The sequence below is a fragment of the Pseudomonas sp. genome, from assembly GCF_048269965.1.
Taxonomy (GTDB): domain Bacteria; phylum Pseudomonadota; class Gammaproteobacteria; order Pseudomonadales; family Pseudomonadaceae; genus Aquipseudomonas.
Genome location: NZ_JBLWTV010000006.1, coordinates 229,948 through 250,837, shown reverse-complemented (window position 1 = coordinate 250,837; position 20,890 = coordinate 229,948). Strand labels below are relative to the sequence as shown.

The following is a 20,890-nucleotide window of genomic DNA, read 5'->3' as shown; positions in this document are numbered from 1 at the left end:
AGGTCGAGCGCCCAACAGGGCGCTTGACCTTTCCAATCAGCTCAAAGAGCTCTGAGTCGGCGCCGATGCATCAGTCGGTATGCCGCGGGTAACACGAACAGCGATAGCAGCGGCGCACTGAGCATGCCGCCGACCATGGGCGCGGCGATGCGGCTCATCACTTCGCTGCCAGTGCCGCCACCGAGAAGGATCGGCAGCAGGCCGGCGATGATCACTGCTACGGTCATCGCTTTGGGCCGTACACGCAGCACGGCGCCTTCGCGGATCGCCTCTAGCAGTGTGGCCTCGTCGCTACGTCCATCATCCTGTCGTTCGTTCCAGGCGTTTTTCAGGTAGAGCAACATGATCACGCCGAACTCTGCTGCCACACCGGCTAGGGCGATAAAGCCGACCCCGGTGGCCACCGACAGGTGAAAACCAAGCAAATAGAGGAACCAGACGCCGCCGACCAATGCAAAGGGCAGGGTGGCCATGATCAACAGGGCCTCACTGAGGCGACCAAAGCACAGGTAAAGCAACACGAAGATGATCAGCAGGGTGGCCGGCACCACCAGCTTGAGCCGTGCGTTGGCCCGTTCGAGAAACTCGAACTGCCCCGAATAACTGAGGCTGATGCCCGGCTGCAGGGTGACCTGCTCGTCGATGGCGGCTCGCAGGTCGGCCACCACCGAGGCCAGGTCGCGGTCACGCACATCCACATAGACCCAGCCCGAGGGCCGCGCGTTCTCGCTCTTGAGCATCGGTGGGCCGTCGCTGACCCTGATCCGCGCCACCGTACCCAGGGTGATCTGGCTGCCCTGGGGGGTGTAGATCGGCAGCTGTTTGAGCCCGCCAAGCGAGTCGCGCCATTCCCGCGGATAACGCACGCTGATGGGGAAACGCGCCAGGCCTTCGACGGTCTCTCCGACATTCTCGCCGCCGATGGCGCTGGAGACGATCGCCTGCACGTCGGCGATATTCAGGCCGTAGCGCGCCGTTGCCGTCCGGTCGATGTCGACATCGATATAGCGCCCGCCGGTCAGGCGTTCGGCCAGGGCGGAACTCACCCCGGGCACGTCTTTGGCGACCTTCTCGATGGCCTGGGTGGTCGCATCGATTTGCGCCAGATCGGCGCCGGCGACCTTGACCCCAATCGGGCTCTTGATCCCGGTGGCGAGCATGTCGATACGGTTGCGGATCGGCGGAATCCAGATATTGGTCAACCCGGGCACCTGCACCACCCGGTCCAGTTCCTCCACCAGTTTGTCCGCGGTCATGCCGGCGCGCCACTGCTCGCGCGGCTTGAACTGGATGGTGGTCTCGAACATCTCCAGCGGCGCCGGGTCGGTGGCGGTTTCGGCGCGGCCGGCCTTGCCGAATACATGGGCGACTTCCGGTACGGTCTTGATCATCCGGTCGGTCTGCTGCAGCAGTTGCGCGGCTTTTTGCGCCGACAAGCCGGGCAGGGCCGACGGCATATAGAGCAGGTCGCCCTCATCAAGCGGCGGCAGGAACTCGCCGCCCAGCTTCGACAGTGGCCACAGGGTGCTGAGAAACACCAGCAACGCAACCGCCAGGGTGGTCTTGGGCCACGCCAGTACCGCATCCAGCGCCGGCTGGTAGAGACGGATCAGCCCGCGGTTCAGAGGGTTGCGCGCCTCGTCGGGAATCCGCCCGCGAATCCAGTAGCCCATCAGCACTGGCACCAGGGTCACCGACAGCCCCGCGGCCGCGGCCATGGCATAGGTCTTGGTGAAGGCCAGGGGGCCGAACAGCCGGCCTTCCTGGGCCTGCAGGGTGAACACCGGGATAAACGACAGGGTGATGATCAAAAGGCAGAAGAACAGCGCCGGGCCAACTTCCACCGCAGCGTCGGTGATCACCCGCCAATGGCTTTCGCCCTTGAGTTCTTCGCCGGGATGCTTCTGGTGCCAGGCTTCGATCTTCTTGTGCGCGTTCTCGATCATCACCACCGCGGCATCGACCATGGCACCGATAGCGATGGCGATGCCACCGAGCGACATGATGTTGGCGTTGATGCCCTGCTGGTGCATGACGATAAAGGCGATCAGCACCCCGACAGGCAAGGATACGATGGCCACCAGCGAGGAGCGCAAATGCCAGAGAAAGGCCGCGCAGACCAGCGCCACGACGATAAATTCCTCGATCAGCTTATGGCTGAGGTTGGTCACCGCACGGTCGATCAGCTGGCTGCGGTCGTAGGTGGTGACGATCTCCACCCCTTCCGGCAGGCTGCTTTTCAGCTCCTCAAGCTTGGCCTTGACCGCCTCGATGGTGCTGCGCGCGTTCTTGCCACTGCGCAGGATCACCACGCCGCCCACCACCTCGCCCTCGCCATCGAGCTCGGCGATGCCGCGACGCATTTCCGGGCCCAGCTGGATATGCGCCACCTCGCCCAGGGTCACAGGCACGCCGCCGGCAGACAAGCGCAAGGGGATGGCGTGAAAGTCGTTGAGGCTTTGCAGGTAGCCGGAAGCACGCACCATAAACTCGGTTTCCGCCAGCTCCAGCACCGCGCCGCCGGTTTCCTGGTTGGCCCGGCCGATGGCGTCCGTCACCTCGGCCTGGGTGATGCCCAGGCTAGCAAGCTTGATCGGGTCGAGCTGCACCTGGTACTGCTTGACCATGCCGCCGATGGTCGCCACCTCGGCGACGTTGGCCAGGGTCTTCAGTTCGAACTTGAGGAACCAGTCCTGCAGCGCACGCAACTGCGCCAGGTCATGCTTACCGGTGCGGTCGACCAGGGCGTACTGGTAAATCCAGCCGACCCCGGTGGCGTCCGGCCCCAGCGCTGATTTGGCGCTTGCCGGCAAACGGCTCTGGACTTGGCTAAGGTATTCCAGCACCCGTGAGCGCGCCCAGTAGAGGTCGGTGTCGTCCTCGAACAGCACATAGACGAAGCTGTCGCCGAAGAACGAATAGCCCCGCACGGTCTTCGCCCCTGGCACCGACAGCATGGTGGTGGCCAGCGGGTAGGTCACCTGGTTCTCGACGATCTGCGGCGCCTGGCCCAGATAGGGCGTACGGATGATCACCTGCACATCGGACAGGTCCGGCAATGCATCGATGGGCGTGTTTTGCAGCGACCAAATGCCCCAGGCGGTGGCGAACAGGGTCGCCAGCAGCACCAGGAAACGGTTGGCCACCGACCAGCGGATCAGCGCGGCGATCATGGCTGCACCTCCTGTTCGGCGTGCTCGCCATGGGGCGCGGGCATCAGGTGCTCGATGCGCTCGATCCACATCCCTTCGTCGTCGGCGCGCACCCCAACCCGCACCCGGTCACCCGGCTTGAAGCCCTCCAGCAGCGTCGCATCGGCCACTGGAAACAGCATGCTCATGCCCGGCATGCCCAGGGTCTTGAACGGGCCATGGGTGAGCATCACGCCATCGTCCTCGATGGAGTCGATCTGTCCTTCGGCTTCATGCAGGGTCGGTTTGAGCCTGACCTCCGCTGCCGGCGCACCCAGCTCCTGGGCCAGGATGCCGCGCAGGCTGGCTTCGGAGTCGAGCAGGAACTGCCCGGAGGCGACCACCTGTTGGCCTTCCTCCAGCCCTTCGAGAATCTGTGTACTCCCCGCCGCCTCCTGGCCCAGGCGCACCTCCACCGGGCGGTAGCGCCCTTCGCCCTCGGCCAGCATCACCAGGGCGCGGCGGCCACTGCGAATCACCGCCTCGCTCGGCACCAACAGCACATCGCCCTGTGCCGGCCGGGCCAACCGTACCTGGGCGGTCAAGCCCGGACGCAGGCGACCGTCGGGGTTATCCAGCACCACTCGCACGCGCAGGGTGCGGCTGTCCAGATTGGCCTGGGGCAGAACGGCTTCGATGCTGCCGCTGAGCACTTCGCCGGGAAACGCCGGCAGGCGCGCCTCGACCGCCTGGCCTGGGCGCAGGCCCAGGGTTTCGGCCTCGGGCACTGCCACATCCAGCCAGACGCTGCGCAGACCATTGATGATGGCCAGGGTGTCACCTGTCATCAGGTTCATGCCCTCGCGCACATCGAGTTGTTGCAGCACGCCGGCAATCGGGCTGGTCACCGTCCATAGCGCCTGGACCTTGCCGCTGCGCTCGAACCTTGTAATCAGCTCCGCCGGCATGCCGGCCAGCCGCAGACGCTGGCGTGCTGCGGCCAGCAAGACAGGGTCGCCGGTATTGCGCAGGGCCAGATACTCTTCCTGGGCACGAACCCACTCGGGCACAAGCAGGTCGGCCAGGGGCGCGCCGGCTGCGAGCAGATCCTCCGGCGCACGGGCATAGACGCGCTCAACGAAACCGCCCGTACGTGCCTGCACCACGGCAATATCACGAGTATTGAACGTCAGGTTGCCGACCGCTTCCAGGCTATTGACCAACGCCCCGCGGGTCACCGGAGCCAGGCGCATGCCCAAGTTCTGGGTGATGCTCGCATTGATGCTGACTGCTGCGCTGTCGCCCCCCTCGTCGGCATAGCGCGGTACCAACTGCATGTCCATAAAGGGCGATTTGCCCGGCTGGTCGAACTTATGCTGCGGCAGCATGGGGTCGTACCAATACAGCACCTTGCGTTCGTCGGCCTTACTGACCTGGGTTGGTGCTTGAGTGGTCGCCGATGCGTGGTTCATTGATTCATGGGCGAACCAGTAGCCAACTGTCACGCCGATGCCCAATACCAAAATGGCCGGCAACGCGCTTCGCCAAATTCGAGTCTTCATTGGCTCCTGTCTCCATAAGCAAAATACAGGCGAGCGCTTGTTTGTGCGCGTTGCTGCTGCAGGTCAATGTGCTTCAGGCGCGCTTCGATCAGCTCCCGGCGGGCGGCCACCAGTGTCATCAGATCGCCGGCACCGGCACGGTAGTCAGCCATGGCCAGTTGCACCTTTTCTTCGGCCAGCGGCACCAGGGTCTGTTGGCTGCGAGCAAGTGCTCGATCCAGGCGGCGATACTCGGCCAGGTCGTCATCGAGTTCTTGCAGGCGCTCGCGTGTCACGGCCTCACGCTCAGCCTCAAGGCGCAGCATTTCGGCGCGTTTGGCCGCGATCTTCGGGTCTTGGCGACGGCCTGCGAATAGCGGCAGGTCAAAGGTCAGCTGTGCCGACAGCATGTCGCCAAAAGCATCGCCGCGCTTCTGATAGGCCAGCTCCCAGCTCCAGTCCGATTTCTTTTCCGCTTCGGCCAAGCGCACCTGGGCCTCTGCTTCATCGGTCATTGGCTCGAAGATCTGAAGTTCAGGGTGGCGCTGCAGGTTGTGACGAAAATGCGGGTCGTCCACCGGCCAACTCGGCCAAGTGCCTGAGAGCGGCTCGCCGGCTGCCGCGCCGAGCCAGCGTCGCAAGGCTGCCCGGGCTTGCTCGCGATTGCGCTCAAGCTCATCTTCCTGCTCGGCCAACAGTGCGGCTTCCTGCCTGGGCGCAAGGCTGTCGATTGCCATGCCGCGCCCGCCGGCAATCTGGGCCTGTACGGCCTTGGCCAGCAGGCGATTCTCCTCATACAGCGATTGGAAAAGTTGCAGCTTTTGTTCGATGGCGAAGCTGCCAATCCATGCCAGCGCGGTTTCCCGGCGTACCTTGAGGCGTTCGACCCGCGCCAGTGCGTCGGCGCTGTCGATGCCAGCCCGGGCGGCTTCGACCCGAGCCCGGCGTTTGTCACGGTTGGGCACCTCCTGCATGACTCCGACCATTTGCATGGTCATAAAATCACGCGTAAGGCTGCCACGAGCGTCGCCCTCAATCGGAAAGTTCTGCAGGCCCAGCAGTAGCTTGGGATCCGGCAGTTCACCCGCGGGTATGACAGCCTGAATCGCTGCATCCCGGTTGGCGGCCTGGGCAGCCAGCGATGGTGCCTCGCGCTCAGCCAGCACTAGCGCTTGATCCAGGGTAAGGGCGCTGGCCAGGCCAGGTAAGGCCAGTGTGCACAGCGCAAGGGCGGCCAGGCATAAGCGGCGCGCACTGCAGTAGTGTCGGATACTCATTTCACGATTCCTGTGGATGGTCCTGCGCGCGCCCAGGCGGGCACACGCATATCGTCTCGCCATCTAACAGGGCGAAACGGAACTTAAGTCAGCACGGGAATCAAACGCGGGGTGGGCGCCACACCCCGGAAGGGGACATGGTGGGAAGGAAGTCGCTGGCGAAGGACATTACGGTGGGATGAGCGGGCAGTACTAGCGTCTTGATGACCGAGACCTGCAGCATGCTGCTGCTCTTACACTCTTGCCCGGTCTTACAGACTTTACCGCCTGACATTTGTGGTTGTTGATCTTCGCAGCACGAGGCATGCATATCCTCCATCGACATACCCTGCTGCTCCATCGGACAAGGCGGCGATAGGGCGATGAGACCCGCCATGCCATTGATGGGAAGGGTAAGGCTGAGCAGTAACAGCAGCAAGTGCAGACGTCGTTTCATGTTTTTGAGTCTAGTGCAGGCTCGGGAAGGGGTGCAATTGACTTGTGGCCAGTGCGGCTAATGGCCACGCGTGAGTCAGTCATAAACCTAAAGTGGTACGCAGATTCAGCAAGGTCATCAATAGCAGAAGCAGCACCCCGATACTGAAAACCTTGCGCCGCCAGAGGACGACATTGGCGCCCAGATGGATGCCGGCATGCACCAGACGCGTGGCGATATAAGCCCAGGCCACTATCAGTACCAGCCAGTCAACCCTGTCCAGCGCCCAAGCCATCAGACTCAGTACATAGAACAGGACCGGGGTTTGGAACTGGTTCTCGATGTTGTTGGTCACCTTGAGCACGTAATCCGGCCAGGCATCCTTGTGCAGGGCGCGCCGGTTCTCGTCGACCTGGTTCAAGCTGCTGGCGCGTGCCTTGACCTGGCCCAGGCGGATAAACAGCAGCAAGGTCAGCATGACCTGAGCCGCGACGGGAAGGAAAATCAGATCACGTTCCATGGGGCTTTACCTTGCTGCTGAGTAGGCGAAGGTCTGGGAGGCCTGCAGGGCTGCTGACAGGGGTTTTTGGTAACGAGCATCGGCGAGTTGGGTGGGGGCGGGGAAGAGGGCCGCCACCTCCAGATAAGCCGTTATATCCAGTGATATTCCGGGCTTGAAGTTCCCTGAAGTGAGTGCCTCGCTCTGCGGGGCGGCCTCAGCAATCAGAACCCCGTTCTGTTGCCAGATCCGAATACTGATGGCGCTGGCTTGGCTACTGGTTTGCCAGGCCTGGCTTCTGGATGCGGGCAAAGGACCGAAGCGCTCGGGATCATAGTGTGTCTGATACTGAGTCAGGCGTTGGCCTTTTGCCGTTTGGTAAATCAGTTGGGTGGCCAGCACACCCTGCAAGGTGCAATAGCGGGCGCCCTGAAGCGTCACGGGGATTTTCTCGGGCGCAGCCTCCTGCAATGCAAAATCGAGACGATTGAGCTTTGCATGGAGTTGGGCAAAGGAGTCAGTCTGGATGTCCAGCAGATAAATGCGCGTATGGTTGGTGAGCACCTCTTCGCTGATTCGTTCGCCGACCTGGCTGAACGGTGCAGATTGATGGTGCTGGACGAAAAAAGGGGTCGCGATCAGGAGGCTAATGCAGGCCGCCGCCGCGAGTTTCGCACGCCAACCAGTACGTACAGCAAGGGGCGAGGCCAGCTTGCGCTGCAGGCGAGCGAACTGCTGCTCATCCAGTTGTTGGCGGTTGAGCATCTCGGCAAGCTGCTGCCTGAGTGGGTCTATATCGCTCATGCGTCCCCCTGTAGACAGGTGGAGGAAGTGGCGGGCGGCGATAGGCTGAGCTTGCTGCGCAGCCGGTGCAGCCTGGACAGAATGGTACCTCTGGGCTCGCCAAGCTGCAGGGCAATTTCACTGGCTGAAAGCCCCTCAGCAGCCCAGAGGAAAACCACCTCTCGTTCGGCAGGATTGAGTGAATGCCATACCGCTTCGAGTCTGCGTTGATCAATCAAACCCGCCTCCAGCGACTGCCCCTGATCCTGCATCTCATCAGGAAATTCCAGGTACTCAAAAGGCAGTCGTTGCAAGCGCCGTTGCTGATCGAGAAACAGGCTGCGGGCCACACGGCGCATCCATGCCTGCGGACATTGAATGTCCTGTGCGCAGGCTTTCAGATAGCGTTCTACCGCGTTGTGCAACAGGTCTTCGGCATCGGCGGGCTGTCCACAGAGCGCAAGGCAATAGCGGTACAGGCGGTCCCATTCTGCACGGTTAAGGTTCATTGGACCTCTATAGCGTCAGTGCCCACTCAGGCAGAATGCCGAGCGCAAACTCTTCCAGCACTTTGTCCATGCCGCTGAAGACCATGGCGCCCAACAGCAGCAGCAAGCTTCCCAGAACAACCTTTCCGCGACCGGCATTGTTCAGCAGCCCTGGTCGCCAGCGGTTCAGAACCTTGCCGGAGAGCATGGCGGCCATCAGCAATACGCCCGCCGTGCCTATACCAAATACCAGCATGACGACGAAGGCCAGGCCCATGTCCTGGCCCATGGAGGCCAGGGCAATAGCGGCGCCCAGGGTCGGCCCCACGCAGGGCAGCCAGACCAGCCCGAGCACAGCACCCAGGAAGAACTGGCCCAGCCCCGAGTTAGGCTGATAACCGCTGGTATCGACGCGACTGCTGAGCAATGACAAGCGCAGGGTTAGCCAATCCCCCAGGGGTTTGACGACCAGGGTAAGGCCCATCAGCAGCAAGAGGGCGGCGGCGAAGTAGCGAAATATGACCGGATCAATGCCCAGGTTGAGCAGCACGAAACTGACCAGTGTTCCGGCAACGGCGAACGACAGGCTAAGGCCCAGCGCCAGATACAGGGCATCGGATTTACGCCCGTTGCTGGAAGCCATCACCACCGGCACCAGCGGCCAGACGCAGGGCGAGAGGATGCTCAGCATCCCCGCCAGCAGCGCCAAAGGGATGGAAACAAGCTCAATGCTCATCGGCTGGCCAGGGCCTGCTCGATGGCGGTAGTGATCACCTCATCACGGGTTTCGGCCACACTGAACCAGAGTTGCTGGTTGTTCTTATAAAGCAGCAGGGTGGACTGGCGCGGCGCACGGAAATGGGTGACCAGCTCCTTTTGGGTATCGAAGTCGACCCTGAGCACATGCAGTTCTTTGTCCGGGTTGTTGCTCAGCCAAGCCTTGATGATCGTCTCCTGCTTCTTGCAGGTGGGGCACCAGTCGGCCGTAACATCAACCAGAACGGTTTTACCGTCGGCTTGCAGGCTATCAAAGCGCTCCTGGGTAAAAGCCTCTCCGGCAAAGGCATGAGCAACCAGTGACAGGCTGAGCAGCAGGGCAGACATCAGTGATTTCATTGAGCATTCCTTGGAAGTAGGTAATAGGGCAGCGCCAAACCGTTGGATCGCGCCGTCGAGTTAATGACGACTGAGCGCTTGGATTGATTGCATGCGCGTGAGATTTTTTAGGCCACTCGATGATCTGAGGCAGGTTTTGCTCGTAGGAAAACCAGTCCCAACAGCACAAACACAATGCCAAAGACGAACAGGCCAAGGTTGATGCCCAGTACGAGCTTTTCCGATCCATCGGACAGCACCATCGAACCGCCGTAGAGGTGGCGTGCAAAGTAGGCGAAGAGAAAGCCACCAGTGACCAGCATGCTCAGCAGGCTGGCCAGGCGTATCTGTTGGCGCCTCCAGGTCAGCCAGAGTGCCAGCAGCGCCAGGGCTGAGTTGGTCACCAGTTGCCAGACTTCGTGCAGCCGAGCGTGGGCTTCCCACTGCGGGTTGAAGACATGGGTCTGGTTGATTTCCAGCAGGGGGACGCCAAGGCCATAGAGCAGGGCGCCGATGGTGATAATGAGTTTTGCCAGCATGATTGAGGTTCCTTGCGCATGGGAGGGAGGCAAACCCAGGATGGCTATTGCCCGGCCTTTCTGATGGTGCCCTGAGCGACGGCGACGCGTTTTTCTTCCCCATTGGCCAGGGCGAACACTTCGCACTGGCACACGGCTTGGCGTTTGCCCGCCGACAGAACGCTGGCTCTGGCAATCAGGCGCTCACCGATGGCTGGGCGTAAATAGTTGATCTTGTATTCCACTGTTAATGAGTCGCCTAAAACCGAGCCTCCGGCATAGGTCAGGGCATTGTCGGCCAGGTAACTCACCACGCCGCCGTGAAGAAAGCCGTGCTGTTGCTTGAGCTCGTCCCTGATCACCAGGGACAGCACAGCCTGCCCTGGCTCAAAGCGATCCAGTTGAGTGCCCAGCAGTTGGCTGAAGGACTGGTTTTGCAGAATGTCTTGTCCCAGTTGCAACAGCGCGTTCATGGCGTGCCCTTTTTGTTTGTGAAGTTGTCGACCAAGGCCCGAGGTTGCCAAGCCTTTTGAGGACGTTATGCGCTGACAAATTCAGTCAGCGCAGCCTTGACCTCTGCAGCAGTGAGAATTCGAGTGTGGCCGTAACCCTGGGTTTTGAGCAGCTGCGCTGTGGGCATCAGGCCGCTCAGCTTGTCGCCTTCCTGGTGACTGACGATACGATCATCCTGGTCGTAGATCAGCAGGGTCTTCTCACTGAGTCCGCGGTAAAACGCACCGGCCTGCATATCGTCCCAGGATGCGCCCAACTGCTCGGCTATCAGTGCCTGGTAACGCTGGATGACTGCGGGTCGAGGGGCCAGCTTGCGGCGGATCACCTCGATGGGCGGAAAAGGGTGAGAGGGCGCGCAGATACAGGCATAACGACTGGCTTCTACTTCACCGGTATAACGCGCAGCCATCATGGCCAGGGCGCCAGCCGAGTGGCCGATCAGGGTATGGATGTCTTGCTCCAGTGCCCTGAGCAACTGCAGCAGGTCGCTGCGGAAGAATTGCCATTGCGTGCGTGCGCCGGGGGAGTCGCCGTGACCTGTGATGTCGAGGGCCACGGCGCGATAACCTTGCTCGGCAATGTGACTGGCCAGGGGCGCCATTTGCGCTGCTCGTCCATTCCAGCCATGTACCAGCAATACCAGCGGCCCTTCGCCCCAGCACCAGGCCGTGTGGCTGGCCAGCGTGCCATAGCGCAGGGGCTGCGCCTGATTGATGGCGTCGCGCTGTACCTGATCCAGAGGCGGGCGCTGTGTCCGCGATGCCAGGGCATCGACCAGGCGCAATGCCAGTGAGTCGGGGGTCAGGTTAAGTGTCAGTTTGGCCAAGTCGAGCAGCATGATGACCACACTCCGTCCGCTGTGATGTTGGCAGCCCCCGAGGTTGCTCGGATGCTGCGTCGCTGATGGGCTTATTTCTGCGTCCAGGCGCGTGTGCTGAACATGTCATCCAGCGGCGTGTGGAACAGGTGGTTGGCGTAGTTGCTGAGGGTTTTCACCGCCAGGGCCAGAACAATTTCCAGAATCTGGCGCTCGCTATAGCCTGCGGTCAGGAACGCTTCGACCGCCGCCTTGGGTGGCAGCCCACGGGTATGAAACAGGGTGCGGGTGAACTCGGCGAGGGCGGCGAGCTTGGCGTCGGTGATCGGATTACCGTCACGGATAGCGTTGGTCACATCTGCAGCAAGGCCCGATTTCATGTCGGCCAGAAAGCTGTGGGCCGAGACGCAATACTCGCAGCCGTTCTCGCGGCTGATGACCAGAAAGATCACTTCCTGTTCGGCCGGAGTAAAGCCGGACTCCGCGCGAAAGGCCGCGTAGCCATCCAAATAGGTCTCCAGCAGCCCCGGAGAATGGACCATATTGGCGTACATATTGGGGATAAAGCCGACCTGCGCCTTGGCCTTCTGCAGCACCTCGGCACCGCGGGGTGTGCTGGTGTCGAGGCTGAGGGCGGGCAGGGTAAGGGGGTATTCGCTGAGCATGGCATTGTTCCTCTTTATCTGGACTGTTCGGTCTTTAAATCTGTACTGCCTTGCTTGTCACCTTCAGCAGGCGGCAGAACAAGGCAACACAGGGGCTGATTGATTCTGGACTGATTGGTTCGGATGTCAATCTGCATTGCCTCCTCGTCGAGCCAATCAGCATCTGTAGTGGCTGAAGCTGGAGTTCGGATGCGACAGGGGAGGTTTTGTTACAGCTTGAAGGGGGTGAGTGTTGAATTAAATAATGATCGGTCCATAATGCGGCCTATGAATCGTGGACGCCCAAGAACATTCGACCCTGACCAGGTACTGGAAAATGCCATGCAGCTTTTCTGGAGCCAGGGCTATGAGGCCACCAGCTTACAGGACCTGCTTTTGGCCACCGGGGTGTCCAAGAGCAGCCTGTATGAAAGCTTCGGCAACAAGCAGAGCCTGTTTGAAGCCGCCTTCACCCGCTATTTCGACAGCCGTTCCCAGCAGATGCGTGAGCGGCTGCAACAGGCCGAGTCACCGCTGGGCTTCATCCGCGCTTGCCTGCTCTCGGTGCTCGAAGACGCTCAGCAACAGCCCCCGCGTGGCTGCATGCTGGTTAACGTGGCCAATGAATTTTCCACCGGCGACCCGGTCGTACAGCCGTTGATCGAGTTGGCGACACGACGCTTTCGCCAGGTGTTCGAGCAGGCCTTCACCCAGGCCCAGGCCTGTGGCGAGTTATCGACTAACCAGTCCCCTGTGGCGCTGGCGCTGTTTATGCACTGCGCCATGAGCGGACTGCGCACCCAGGCCAAGTCCGGTATCGCCCGCAATGAGCTGCTTAGTGTTATTGAACTGGTCATGACGAACCTGCGCTGATTTTTTTGCCTAATTTTGGACTTTTCAGTCCGTAAACTGATGCCATCGCTTGGCATAACCCGGAGCCTGCCCATGAACAGCGCTGTTGCCTTCGACATCTACGGAACCCTGATCGATACCCAGGCCGTGCTGACGCGGCTGACCGAGTGGGTGGGTGACAAGGCTCCGGCAATTTCCAGGGCCTGGCGACAGAAGCAGCTTGAATACAGTTTTCGCCGCGGCTTGATGGGCGATTACTGCGACTTTTCCGTGTGTACACGCCAGGCCTTGGTCTTTAGCTGCCGCGAGCAGGGGGTAGAGGCCACGGACGAACTGGTTGCCAGTGCGATGCAGGCCTATGCCGACCTTGATGCCTTTGCCGATGTACCCGCCGAGTTGGCAGCATTGCACGCGCAGGGCTGGCAGTTGCACGCCTTCTCCAATGGCAGCCGCGCGGCCGTGCAGCGCCTGCTGGAGCGAGCGGGTATTGCGCATTACTTCAGTTCAGTGGTGAGCGTCGAAGATGTGCGCTCATTCAAGCCAGACCCTGCGGTTTATCAGCACCTTCTGCGCAGTTGTGGCGTATCCGCTGCCCAGTTGTGCCTGGTTTCGAGTAATCCGTTCGATGTGCTCGGCGCCGCCCATGCCGGTTTACGCAGCGCCTGGCTCAGGCGCGATCCGGCCAGTCTGTTCGACCCCTGGGAAAGGCAGCCGGACATCATTCTTGAAGGCTTTGCCGAGATGACGAAGCGCTTGCCAGCACTCTTTCGGCAAGTCTCAGCATGATCCTTGGCGTAACGAATGAGTCTCTCGCGTCTCAAAAGAGCAGTATCCCAGGAGCTTGAATCGCCATGCATGCCACCTTACCCCTGCTCAACGCGCTGAGTTTTCCGGCCATTACCCGCGCTCCGTTACAAGCGTTGCAGGTCAACCTGACCTACCGCTGCAACCAGCGCTGCTTGCACTGTCATGTCAATGCCGGGCCAACCCGAACCGAAGCCATGACCGATGAAAACCTGGCGCTGCTACATCAGGTGATCGATGCCCATGCGGTACAGACCCTGGATCTGACCGGCGGCGCGCCTGAGATGCATCCACGTTTTCGCGAGATTGTCCGTCACGCTCGCCGCGAAGGGTTGCGGGTGATCGACCGTTGCAACCTGACCATCCTCAGTGAGCCAGGCTATGAAGACCTGGCCGAGTTTCTTGCCGTACAAGGCGTGGAAGTCAGCGCCTCCTTGCCCTGTTACTCGCGTGACAACGTCGATAAGCAGCGCGGCGATGGTGTATTCGACGCCAGTATTGAGGGCCTGCTGCAACTTAACCGCTTGGGTTATGGGCGTGAGGGCAGTGGCCTGCTGCTCAACCTGGTGTACAACCCGCAGGGAGCAAGCTTGCCGCCCGCGCAGGCGCAGCTCGAAGCCGACTACAAGGCCCACCTGGCAGTGGACTTTGGCATCCAGTTCAATCACCTGTTGTGCATCACCAACCAGCCGATTGCCCGCTTCGGCAGCACCCTGGTGAGCAAGGGCACCTTCAACAGCTATATGCAGCTGCTACGCGACAGCTACCGCCCGGAAAACCTCGACGCGGTGATGTGCAAGCACCTGGTCAGTGTCGACTGGCAGGGCTACCTGTATGACTGCGACTTCAATCAGATGCTTGAGCTACCTCTGGCCCTGCCTGAGGTGATCGGTCGTGACCGCCCCCATCTGCGCGATCTGCTCGGCTCATCGAGCCTGGCTGGCAACCCCATCGTCACCCGCGACCACTGCTATGCCTGTACGGCCGGGCAGGGCTCCAGTTGCGCTGGCGCACTGGATAATCACTAAGGAGAGGTTTGTCATGGACAAGCGTAAAGCGGCCCTGTTGGCCATTGTTCTGCTCGCGATAGCAGGCTTCTTTCTGTTCGACCTGGGCCAGTACCTGAATCTGGCGAACCTCAAGGCGCAGCAAGCCGCCTTGTCTGCCCAGGTATCGGCCAATCCGTTGCTGGTGGGTGGGGTGTTTTTCTTGCTGTACGTGGCGGTAACGGCCCTGTCCTTGCCTGGCGCAGCATTGATGACCCTGGTGGCCGGGGCCTTGTTTGGTCTGCTGGGCGGCACTGTCCTGGTGTCCTTCGCCTCTACCCTGGGCGCGACCCTGGCCATGCTGATCAGCCGCTTCTTGTTGCGCGATTGGGTGCAAGCCAAATTCAGCCAGCGCCTGGCCGCTATTGATCAGGGTATCGAGCGGGAAGGGGCTTCCTATCTTTTTGCCCTGCGTCTGGTGCCGGTCTTTCCGTTCTTCCTGATCAACCTGGCCATGGGCCTGACCAAGCTGCCGGCCCGTACCTACTGGTGGGTCAGCCAGCTGGGCATGCTGCCTGGTACCCTGGTGTTCGTGAATGCCGGGCGTGAGCTGGGCCAGCTGGACTCGCTGGGTGGCATTCTTTCTCCGGGCCTGCTGGGGGCTTTTGTCCTGCTCGGCCTGTTGCCGATTGTCTCGCGCAAGCTGCTGGAGCTGGTCAAGGCGCGCAAGGTGTATGCCGGCTGGATCAAGCCCAAGGTATTTGATCGCAACATGGTGGTTATCGGTGCCGGCTCCGGCGGGCTGGTGTCGGCCTATATTGCCGCGGCGGTGAAGGCCAAGGTCACCCTGATCGAGAAACACAAGATGGGTGGCGACTGCCTGAATACCGGCTGCGTGCCATCCAAGGCCCTGCTGCGCTCAGCCAAGCTGGCCAATGAAATGAAGAAGGCGGAAAAGCTCGGCTTCAAACCGATCGAGGCCGAGGTGGACTTCGCCGCGGTGATGCAGCGCGTGCAGCGAGTGGTGGCGGATGTCGAACCCCATGACTCGGTTGAGCGCTACACCGGCCTGGGCGTAGAAGTGATCGAGGGTGAAGCGAAGATCACTTCGCCGTGGACAGTGGAGGCTAATGGCCAGACGCTAAGGACCCGCTCCATCGTGATCGCCACTGGCGCACGCCCGCTGGTGCCGAAGATTCCGGGCATCGAACAGGTGGAGCCGCTGACCTCGGATAACGTCTGGAATCTGCGCGAGCAACCCAAGCGCCTGCTGGTACTGGGCGGTGGGCCGATTGGTTGCGAGCTGGCTCAGGCCTTCCAGCGCCTGGGCAGCGCGGTGACTCAGGTGGAAATGACCGAGCGCCTGCTGGTGCGTGAAGACCTGGAGGCCAGCGAGGCGGTGATGGCCAGCCTGCGTCAGGATGGCGTGGATCTGCGCCTGCGGCACAAGGCCGTGCGCTTTGAAGTGGTCGAGGGCCAGCGGCAGCTGGTCTGTCTCAACCTGACCGATGACAGCGAAGTGCGCATCGCTTTCGATCAGGTGCTCCTGGCCCTGGGCCGGGTGGCCAACGTCAAGGGTTTTGGGGCCGAAGAGTTACAGCTGGCCGTGCGCCCCAATGGCACTCTGGAAGTTGATGAATTCCTGGCCACGCGCTTCCCCAATATCTTCGCTGTGGGTGATGTCACCGGCCCTTATCAGTTCACTCACACCTCGGCGCACCAGGCCTGGTTTGCCGCGGTCAATGGTCTGTTCGGCACCTTCAAGCGATTCAAGGTGGATTACCGGGTGATCCCCTGGGCCACCTTTACCGACCCGGAAGTGGCACGTGTCGGGCTCAACGAACAGGACGCCAAAGAGCAGGGCATCGCCTATGAGGTCAGCCGCTTTGGCATTGACGATCTGGACCGCGCCATTGCCGACGAAGCCGCCCATGGCTATATCAAGGTGCTGACCGAACCTGGCAAGGACCGCATTCTGGGTGTGACCATTGTCGGCGAACATGCCGGTGAGCTGATTGCCGAGTACGTGGCGGCGATGAAGCAGGGCTATGGCCTGAACAAGGTGCTCGGCACCATTCATATCTACCCAACCATGGCCGAAGCCAACAAGTATGTGGCTGGCGAATGGAAGCGTGCCCATGCCCCGCAGGGGGTATTGAACTGGGTGGCACGTTTCCATCACTGGCGCCTTGGCACGAGCAAAACCGACGTTCAAGCTGAGCTCAAGGTGAGCGAGAAAGCGCTTTGAACGGTCAATTCGACCTGTTGCTTGCGGGGGCGGGCCACGCCCATCTAGGCGTGCTGCGCTTGTGGATGAGTGGCCAACGACCCAAAGGGCGCATCGGCCTGATCAGTCCGGGGCCATATGCCTGGTACTCGGGCATGTTGCCAGGCCTGCTGGCCGGCCGTCACCGCGCCGAACAATGCCGCATACCTCTGCAGGCTCTCTGCGCTGCTGCCGGTGTCGAGCTGCTGCAGGGACAGGTCGAAAGGTTGGATTCGTCCGCCAGGTGCGTCGAACTGGCTGATGGCAGGCAGTATTCGGCCACCTGGCTGTCACTCAATCTCGGCTCCATACCCAAGGCGCCGCAAGTGGGTGAGAGCTTGCTGGATATCCTGCCGGTCAAGCCATTCGACAGCTTTCTGCAGGGCTGGCAACGCTGGCAACAGGCTCCCCAGGCATTAGCCATTCTGGGCGGCGGCGCTGCGGGGGTAGAGCTGGCGTTGGCTGTGGCGTCCCAGGTGCCACAGCTGACCTTGTTGAGTAGCGCCAGGGTTTTGGCCGGCCATCCCCTTGCGCTGCGCCAGCGTGCCTTGCGTCATCTGGCAGATGCCGGAGTCAGGGTCGAGGAGGGCGTGGCCGTCGACTCAATTCATGGCGATGCCTTGGTTGCGGGAGATCGGCTTGTCTGGTGCGGTATCCGGGTGATTCTGGCCACTGGCGCCAGCGCTTTACCCTGGGTTGGCCTGTCTGGCCTGGACTGCGACGAGCACGGGTTCGTGCGCGTCGGTCAGACATTGCAGAGCCTTTCACACCCCCATGTATTTGCCGCCGGTGACTGTGCCAGCCTGACAGCAACTCCCCGTAGCGGTGTCTATGCCGTACGCCAGGGCCCTGTATTGGCGGCCAATTTGGGTGCCGCACTGTCCGGCCAGCCACTGACGCGCTTTCAACCACAACGTCGCGCTCTGGCGCTATTGGCCGACGGCCAAGGTGGTGCCCTACTCAGTTGGTCTGGCATGACGGCAGAGGGCGCCTTGCTGGGACGCTGGAAAGACCGTCTTGATCGGCGCTTTATCGACCGCCACCACGGCACGCCGTAATCCCCACCACTGCTCAACCATGTGGGTTGGGCTAACCCTATGCCGGCTTGAAGGTCGGCCGTTAAAGGAGACATTGCATGAAAAACTGGACCCTGCTGTTGCTGCGCATTTCGCTTGGTTGGCTATTGGTGATCTGGGGCGCGGACAAGGTGTTCAATGTCGAGCACGGTATGGCGGTGGCCAACAAGTTCTACTTCGGCTTTCTCGCGGCCGAGGGCGCGATGCGTATAGCGGGCGTGTTGCAGATGCTGGTCGGCCTGGCGGTGGTTGTCGGCTTTGCCCGGCGCTGGGTATATCCGCTGCAGGTCGTGCTCAACGGTGCGTCGCTGCTGGCGGTGATGCAGTCGGTTATCGACCCCTGGAGCTGGGTATTCGAAGGCAGCAACGCGCTGTTCTATCCCTCGTTGATCATCTTCGCGGCCAGCCTGTTACTGATTGCCTATCGCGATGAAGACAAATGGGTGCTGAGCAAAAAATACTGAGTTGTAACAAAGCACTGGATATCGACTCGAAGTAGGTCAGCAAGATGTGGCTGGCATTGGCACAACAACAAGCGCTACTCACAGGTGGCGCATCGCCTACGCAAGAGGGGTATCCAATGCACCGCTTTACACTCAGTTTGTGCGGCCTGGCTGTGGCAGCAGCCTTCAGCCAAACGGCCCTGGCCAGTCAGCAATCGGAGGCGCAGGGTTTTATCCAGGACAGCAGTTTCAACCTGCTCAATCGCGCCTTTTATTTCAACCGTGATTTCCGCAACGGCGGCTTCAATGGCGCCGGTACCAATGCAAACAAACCCGGTCAGGAAAACGGTTACCGCGAGGAGGCCGCCTACGGGATCATGGGTTTCTACGAATCCGGCTTTACCCAGGGTACGGTTGGCTTCGGTGTGGATGCCTATGGCTTTCTCGGTATCCGTCTCGATGGCGGCGGTGGCCGCACCGGGACCTTGCTGGCACCCATCGGCAGCGATGGCGAGCCCGAGCGGGACTGGAGCGAGGCAGGCGGGGTGGTCAAGCTGCGGGTGTCAAACACCGTGCTCAAATTCGGTGAGCAGCAATTCGCCAACCCGGTAGTTGGAACCGGCGATGCTCGCCTGTTACCGGAAACCGCCACAGGCTTTTTCTTAAGCAGCGAGGAAATCGAGGGCGTGAGCCTGGACGCTGGCCACATTACGGCCATGAATGCGTTCAACAGCAGCAATTCGGATGATGAGTTGCTTATTCAGTATGCCGGCGACGTGGGGGATTCGATCAGTTGGGCGGGCCTGACCTATGCGCCAGCGGAAAGTCTTTCCCTCAGCCTGTACGGCTCTCAAGTCGAAGACACCTGGCGGCGCTATTACGCGGGGCTGGCCTATACCCTCGACCTAGGTAGCGAACGCTCGCTGGGCTTTGATCTGAATGTCTATCGCACCAACGACCGTGGCCGCGCGCTGGCCGGTGAGATCGGCAACACTGACTGGTCGCTGGCCAGCAAATACGCCTGGGGAGCCCATGCAGTGACCCTGGCCTATCAGCAGATCGACGATGACGCCGGTTTCGATTACATCGGTTTCGATGGCATTTACCTGGCCAACTCGGTGCAGTACTCCGACTTCAACGCTCCGGGCGAGCGCTCCTGGCAACTGCGTTATGACCTGGACATGGCTAGCTATGGCGTGCCGGGCCTGACCTTGATGGCGCGCTATGTGCGTGGCAGCGATATCGACAGCACCGATGCGGACGACCGTGGTGGCTTCTTCGATGCCGATGCCCGTAACGAAAAACATTGGGAACGTAACCTGGAAGCCAAGTACATCGTGCAGAGCGGCCCGGCCAAGGATCTCTCCCTGCGCGTTCGGCATGCCGTGCACCGTGGTTCTTCCAACCAAATCGACGGAGATGTTGACGAGGTGCGCTTGATCGTCGAGTACCCGTTGAGCCTGCTTTAAGGTTTCACTCGTCGTGGAGTGAAAAATAGGGGTTGCTCCTTTCCTCCCCGCCTTGGGGGCTGTGTCGGCCATGGCCCCCTTTTTTATCTTTCTCTTGGCTCTTTGCCAGCGCTGATGGGCTGTAACAAAGCGCTTTTGTTTTTATCTAGTAGTTAAGTGACATCTCAGTAATCGATCCTGTTTGTCGGCGCGCACTGTTCGCCAATCGACATCCCGAAAAGAGGTTTTCCATGCACGAGTCGGTACAAAACTATTACGGCAAAGTCCTGCAGAACAGCGGCGATCTGAAAACCAGTGCCTGCTGTGATCCCAGCAGCATGCCGAACTGGCTCAAGCCACTGCTGGCCAAGGTTCATCACGAAGTCAGCGCCCGTTATTACGGCTGCGGTCTGGTCGCGCCGGCCCTGCTGGAGGGCTGCCGGGTGCTTGATCTGGGCAGCGGCTCGGGCCGCGATTGTTATGTCCTGGCGCAACTGGTCGGGGCCGAGGGCTCCGTGCTCGGCGTGGACATGACCGCCGAGCAGCTGGCGGTGGCCAATGCCCATCTGGATTACCATGCCGCGCAGTTCGGCTACGCCAATGTGGAATTTCGCCACGGCTATATCGAGGACCTGGCGGCATTGGACCTGGCCGACGCCAGCTTCGATGTGATCGTGTCCAACTGCGTGATCAATCTGTCACCCGACAAGGACAGCGTGTTGCGCGAGGCCTATCGCCTGCTCAAGCCGGGCGGCGAGTTGTACTTCTCCGATGTGTACGCGGATCGTCGTCTGGCTGACGAGCTGCGCCAGGATGAGGTGTTGTACGGTGAGTGCCTAGGCGGCGCCCTGTACTGGAATGACTTCGAGAACCTGGCCCGCCGGCATGGCTTTGCCGACCCACGCCTGGTGGAGGATCAGCCCATCGAGATTACTGACCCGGCTCTGGCGGCAAAACTGGGTGACGCACGTTTCTTCTCCGCCACCTACCGGCTGTTCAAGCTCCATGGTCTGGAGCCGGCCTGCGAGGACTACGGCCAGGCCGTGATCTATCGCGGCAGCATTGCCGGTGCGCCCACTGCCTTTGTGCTGGATAAACACCACCGCATCGAAACGGGTCGGGTTTTCCCGGTGTGTGGCAACACCTGGCGCATGCTTAAGGACAGCCGTTTTGCTGCGCATTTCGAGTTTATCGGCGACTTCAGCCGGCACTTCGGTTTGTTCGAGGGCTGTGGCGGTGGTCTGCCGTTTGATCAGGGCGCTGCGCCTGGCACTGCGGCCAGCTGCTGCTGAGG

21 protein-coding genes are annotated in these 20,890 nt (G+C 61.0%); 8 read left to right on the top strand and 13 right to left on the bottom strand.

Annotated elements, in window-relative coordinates; translation table 11 throughout:
- Positions 1 to 41: 41 nt before the first annotated feature.
- The 13 genes from ACN0X6_RS09920 to ACN0X6_RS09860 form a co-directional block, all read right to left on the bottom strand.
- Entirely contained in the window at positions 42 to 3,173 is a 3,132-nt protein-coding gene (locus tag ACN0X6_RS09920; RefSeq protein ID WP_417703556.1) for an efflux RND transporter permease subunit, read from the bottom strand.
- Positions 3,170 to 4,693 carry an efflux RND transporter periplasmic adaptor subunit gene (locus ACN0X6_RS09915; protein ID WP_052716952.1) on the bottom strand — a complete coding sequence of 508 codons (1,524 nt, stop codon included), beginning with the start codon at positions 4,691 to 4,693 and terminating at the stop codon, positions 3,170 to 3,172. The genes ACN0X6_RS09920 and ACN0X6_RS09915 overlap by 4 nt, the downstream gene beginning before the upstream one ends.
- Positions 4,690 to 5,949, bottom strand: coding sequence for a TolC family protein (locus tag ACN0X6_RS09910; protein ID WP_045735129.1), 1,260 nt, complete (start codon positions 5,947 to 5,949; stop codon positions 4,690 to 4,692). The genes ACN0X6_RS09915 and ACN0X6_RS09910 overlap by 4 nt, the downstream gene beginning before the upstream one ends.
- A gap of 100 nt (positions 5,950 to 6,049) precedes the next feature.
- Positions 6,050 to 6,385 carry a hypothetical protein gene (locus tag ACN0X6_RS09905; protein ID WP_417703553.1) on the bottom strand — a complete coding sequence of 112 codons (336 nt, stop codon included), beginning with the start codon at positions 6,383 to 6,385 and terminating at the stop codon, positions 6,050 to 6,052.
- 79 nt (positions 6,386 to 6,464) lie between these two features.
- Positions 6,465 to 6,884, bottom strand: a complete 420-nt coding sequence (locus ACN0X6_RS09900) for an MAPEG family protein (RefSeq protein WP_045735131.1) — start codon at positions 6,882 to 6,884, stop codon at positions 6,465 to 6,467.
- 6 nt (positions 6,885 to 6,890) lie between these two features.
- A complete protein-coding gene (locus ACN0X6_RS09895; RefSeq protein ID WP_045735132.1) occupies positions 6,891 to 7,667 on the bottom strand; it encodes a hypothetical protein in 777 nt (258 codons plus the stop codon).
- Complete coding sequence (locus ACN0X6_RS09890; RefSeq protein ID WP_417703551.1) at positions 7,664 to 8,155, bottom strand: RNA polymerase sigma factor; 492 nt, start codon at positions 8,153 to 8,155, stop codon at positions 7,664 to 7,666. Before ACN0X6_RS09890 ends, ACN0X6_RS09895 begins: the two co-directional genes overlap by 4 nt.
- A gap of 7 nt (positions 8,156 to 8,162) precedes the next feature.
- Positions 8,163 to 8,870 (bottom strand): cytochrome c biogenesis CcdA family protein, encoded by a 708-nt coding sequence (locus ACN0X6_RS09885; protein WP_045735134.1) that lies wholly within the window; start codon positions 8,868 to 8,870, stop codon positions 8,163 to 8,165.
- Entirely contained in the window at positions 8,867 to 9,250 is a 384-nt protein-coding gene (locus tag ACN0X6_RS09880; RefSeq protein WP_045735135.1) for a thioredoxin family protein, read from the bottom strand. Before ACN0X6_RS09880 ends, ACN0X6_RS09885 begins: the two co-directional genes overlap by 4 nt.
- A gap of 107 nt (positions 9,251 to 9,357) precedes the next feature.
- Positions 9,358 to 9,768 carry a hypothetical protein gene (locus ACN0X6_RS09875; protein ID WP_045735136.1) on the bottom strand — a complete coding sequence of 137 codons (411 nt, stop codon included), beginning with the start codon at positions 9,766 to 9,768 and terminating at the stop codon, positions 9,358 to 9,360.
- A 44-nt stretch (positions 9,769 to 9,812) separates the two neighbouring features.
- Positions 9,813 to 10,220 carry a hotdog fold thioesterase gene (locus ACN0X6_RS09870; protein WP_175354134.1) on the bottom strand — a complete coding sequence of 136 codons (408 nt, stop codon included), beginning with the start codon at positions 10,218 to 10,220 and terminating at the stop codon, positions 9,813 to 9,815.
- 65 nt (positions 10,221 to 10,285) lie between these two features.
- Positions 10,286 to 11,098, bottom strand: a complete 813-nt coding sequence (locus tag ACN0X6_RS09865; protein WP_417703547.1) for an alpha/beta hydrolase — start codon at positions 11,096 to 11,098, stop codon at positions 10,286 to 10,288.
- Positions 11,099 to 11,169: 71 nt separating this feature from the next.
- On the bottom strand, positions 11,170 to 11,742 hold the full coding sequence (locus ACN0X6_RS09860) for a carboxymuconolactone decarboxylase family protein (RefSeq protein WP_417703545.1): 573 nt from the start codon (positions 11,740 to 11,742) through the stop codon (positions 11,170 to 11,172).
- A gap of 321 nt (positions 11,743 to 12,063) precedes the next feature.
- Here ACN0X6_RS09860 and ACN0X6_RS09855 point away from each other — a divergent pair, with 321 nt between their 5' ends.
- The 8 genes from ACN0X6_RS09855 to ACN0X6_RS09820 all read left to right on the top strand — a co-directional run bounded on the left by ACN0X6_RS09855 (position 12,064) and on the right by ACN0X6_RS09820 (position 20,888).
- The gene (locus tag ACN0X6_RS09855) at positions 12,064 to 12,594 is read left to right on the top strand and encodes a TetR/AcrR family transcriptional regulator (protein WP_417703544.1); all 531 of its coding nucleotides are present in this window, start codon (positions 12,064 to 12,066) and stop codon (positions 12,592 to 12,594) included.
- 15 nt (positions 12,595 to 12,609) lie between these two features.
- Positions 12,610 to 13,359, top strand: coding sequence for a haloacid dehalogenase type II (locus ACN0X6_RS09850; RefSeq protein WP_417703543.1), 750 nt, complete (start codon positions 12,610 to 12,612; stop codon positions 13,357 to 13,359).
- Between the two features lie 65 nt (positions 13,360 to 13,424).
- Entirely contained in the window at positions 13,425 to 14,405 is a 981-nt protein-coding gene (gene arsS, locus ACN0X6_RS09845) for an arsenosugar biosynthesis radical SAM (seleno)protein ArsS (RefSeq protein ID WP_045735141.1), read from the top strand.
- Between the two features lie 13 nt (positions 14,406 to 14,418).
- Entirely contained in the window at positions 14,419 to 16,611 is a 2,193-nt protein-coding gene (locus tag ACN0X6_RS09840) for an FAD-dependent oxidoreductase (RefSeq protein WP_045735142.1), read from the top strand.
- The gene (locus ACN0X6_RS09835) at positions 16,608 to 17,687 is read left to right on the top strand and encodes an FAD-dependent oxidoreductase (protein WP_045735143.1); all 1,080 of its coding nucleotides are present in this window, start codon (positions 16,608 to 16,610) and stop codon (positions 17,685 to 17,687) included. The genes ACN0X6_RS09840 and ACN0X6_RS09835 overlap by 4 nt, the downstream gene beginning before the upstream one ends.
- Positions 17,688 to 17,764: 77 nt before the next feature.
- Positions 17,765 to 18,169, top strand: coding sequence for a DoxX family protein (locus ACN0X6_RS09830; RefSeq protein ID WP_023446580.1), 405 nt, complete (start codon positions 17,765 to 17,767; stop codon positions 18,167 to 18,169).
- A 116-nt stretch (positions 18,170 to 18,285) separates the two neighbouring features.
- Positions 18,286 to 19,617 carry an OprD family porin gene (locus ACN0X6_RS09825; protein ID WP_417703540.1) on the top strand — a complete coding sequence of 444 codons (1,332 nt, stop codon included), beginning with the start codon at positions 18,286 to 18,288 and terminating at the stop codon, positions 19,615 to 19,617.
- Positions 19,618 to 19,847: 230 nt separating this feature from the next.
- Entirely contained in the window at positions 19,848 to 20,888 is a 1,041-nt protein-coding gene (locus ACN0X6_RS09820) for a methyltransferase domain-containing protein (RefSeq protein ID WP_045735144.1), read from the top strand.
- Positions 20,889 to 20,890 lie beyond the last annotated feature (2 nt).

Excerpts from the sequence above, each read along its gene's own strand:
- ACN0X6_RS09920 (WP_417703556.1), bottom strand. The coding sequence starts at position 3,173 with ATGATCGCCGCGCTGATCCGCTGGTCGGTGGCCAACCGTTTCCTGGTG.
- ACN0X6_RS09915 (WP_052716952.1), bottom strand. The coding sequence starts at position 4,693 with ATGAAGACTCGAATTTGGCGAAGCGCGTTGCCGGCCATTTTGGTATTG.
- ACN0X6_RS09910 (WP_045735129.1), bottom strand. The coding sequence starts at position 5,949 with ATGAGTATCCGACACTACTGCAGTGCGCGCCGCTTATGCCTGGCCGCC.
- ACN0X6_RS09905 (WP_417703553.1), bottom strand. The coding sequence starts at position 6,385 with ATGAAACGACGTCTGCACTTGCTGCTGTTACTGCTCAGCCTTACCCTT.
- ACN0X6_RS09900 (WP_045735131.1), bottom strand. The coding sequence starts at position 6,884 with ATGGAACGTGATCTGATTTTCCTTCCCGTCGCGGCTCAGGTCATGCTG.
- ACN0X6_RS09895 (WP_045735132.1), bottom strand. The coding sequence starts at position 7,667 with ATGAGCGATATAGACCCACTCAGGCAGCAGCTTGCCGAGATGCTCAAC.
- ACN0X6_RS09890 (WP_417703551.1), bottom strand. The coding sequence starts at position 8,155 with ATGAACCTTAACCGTGCAGAATGGGACCGCCTGTACCGCTATTGCCTT.
- ACN0X6_RS09885 (WP_045735134.1), bottom strand. The coding sequence starts at position 8,870 with ATGAGCATTGAGCTTGTTTCCATCCCTTTGGCGCTGCTGGCGGGGATG.
- ACN0X6_RS09880 (WP_045735135.1), bottom strand. The coding sequence starts at position 9,250 with ATGAAATCACTGATGTCTGCCCTGCTGCTCAGCCTGTCACTGGTTGCT.
- ACN0X6_RS09875 (WP_045735136.1), bottom strand. The coding sequence starts at position 9,768 with ATGCTGGCAAAACTCATTATCACCATCGGCGCCCTGCTCTATGGCCTT.
- ACN0X6_RS09870 (WP_175354134.1), bottom strand. The coding sequence starts at position 10,220 with ATGAACGCGCTGTTGCAACTGGGACAAGACATTCTGCAAAACCAGTCC.
- ACN0X6_RS09865 (WP_417703547.1), bottom strand. The coding sequence starts at position 11,098 with ATGCTGCTCGACTTGGCCAAACTGACACTTAACCTGACCCCCGACTCA.
- ACN0X6_RS09860 (WP_417703545.1), bottom strand. The coding sequence starts at position 11,742 with ATGCTCAGCGAATACCCCCTTACCCTGCCCGCCCTCAGCCTCGACACC.
- ACN0X6_RS09855 (WP_417703544.1), top strand. The coding sequence starts at position 12,064 with ATGCAGCTTTTCTGGAGCCAGGGCTATGAGGCCACCAGCTTACAGGAC.
- arsS (WP_045735141.1), top strand. The coding sequence starts at position 13,425 with ATGCATGCCACCTTACCCCTGCTCAACGCGCTGAGTTTTCCGGCCATT.
- ACN0X6_RS09840 (WP_045735142.1), top strand. The coding sequence starts at position 14,419 with ATGGACAAGCGTAAAGCGGCCCTGTTGGCCATTGTTCTGCTCGCGATA.
- ACN0X6_RS09830 (WP_023446580.1), top strand. The coding sequence starts at position 17,765 with ATGAAAAACTGGACCCTGCTGTTGCTGCGCATTTCGCTTGGTTGGCTA.
- ACN0X6_RS09825 (WP_417703540.1), top strand. The coding sequence starts at position 18,286 with ATGCACCGCTTTACACTCAGTTTGTGCGGCCTGGCTGTGGCAGCAGCC.
- ACN0X6_RS09820 (WP_045735144.1), top strand. The coding sequence starts at position 19,848 with ATGCACGAGTCGGTACAAAACTATTACGGCAAAGTCCTGCAGAACAGC.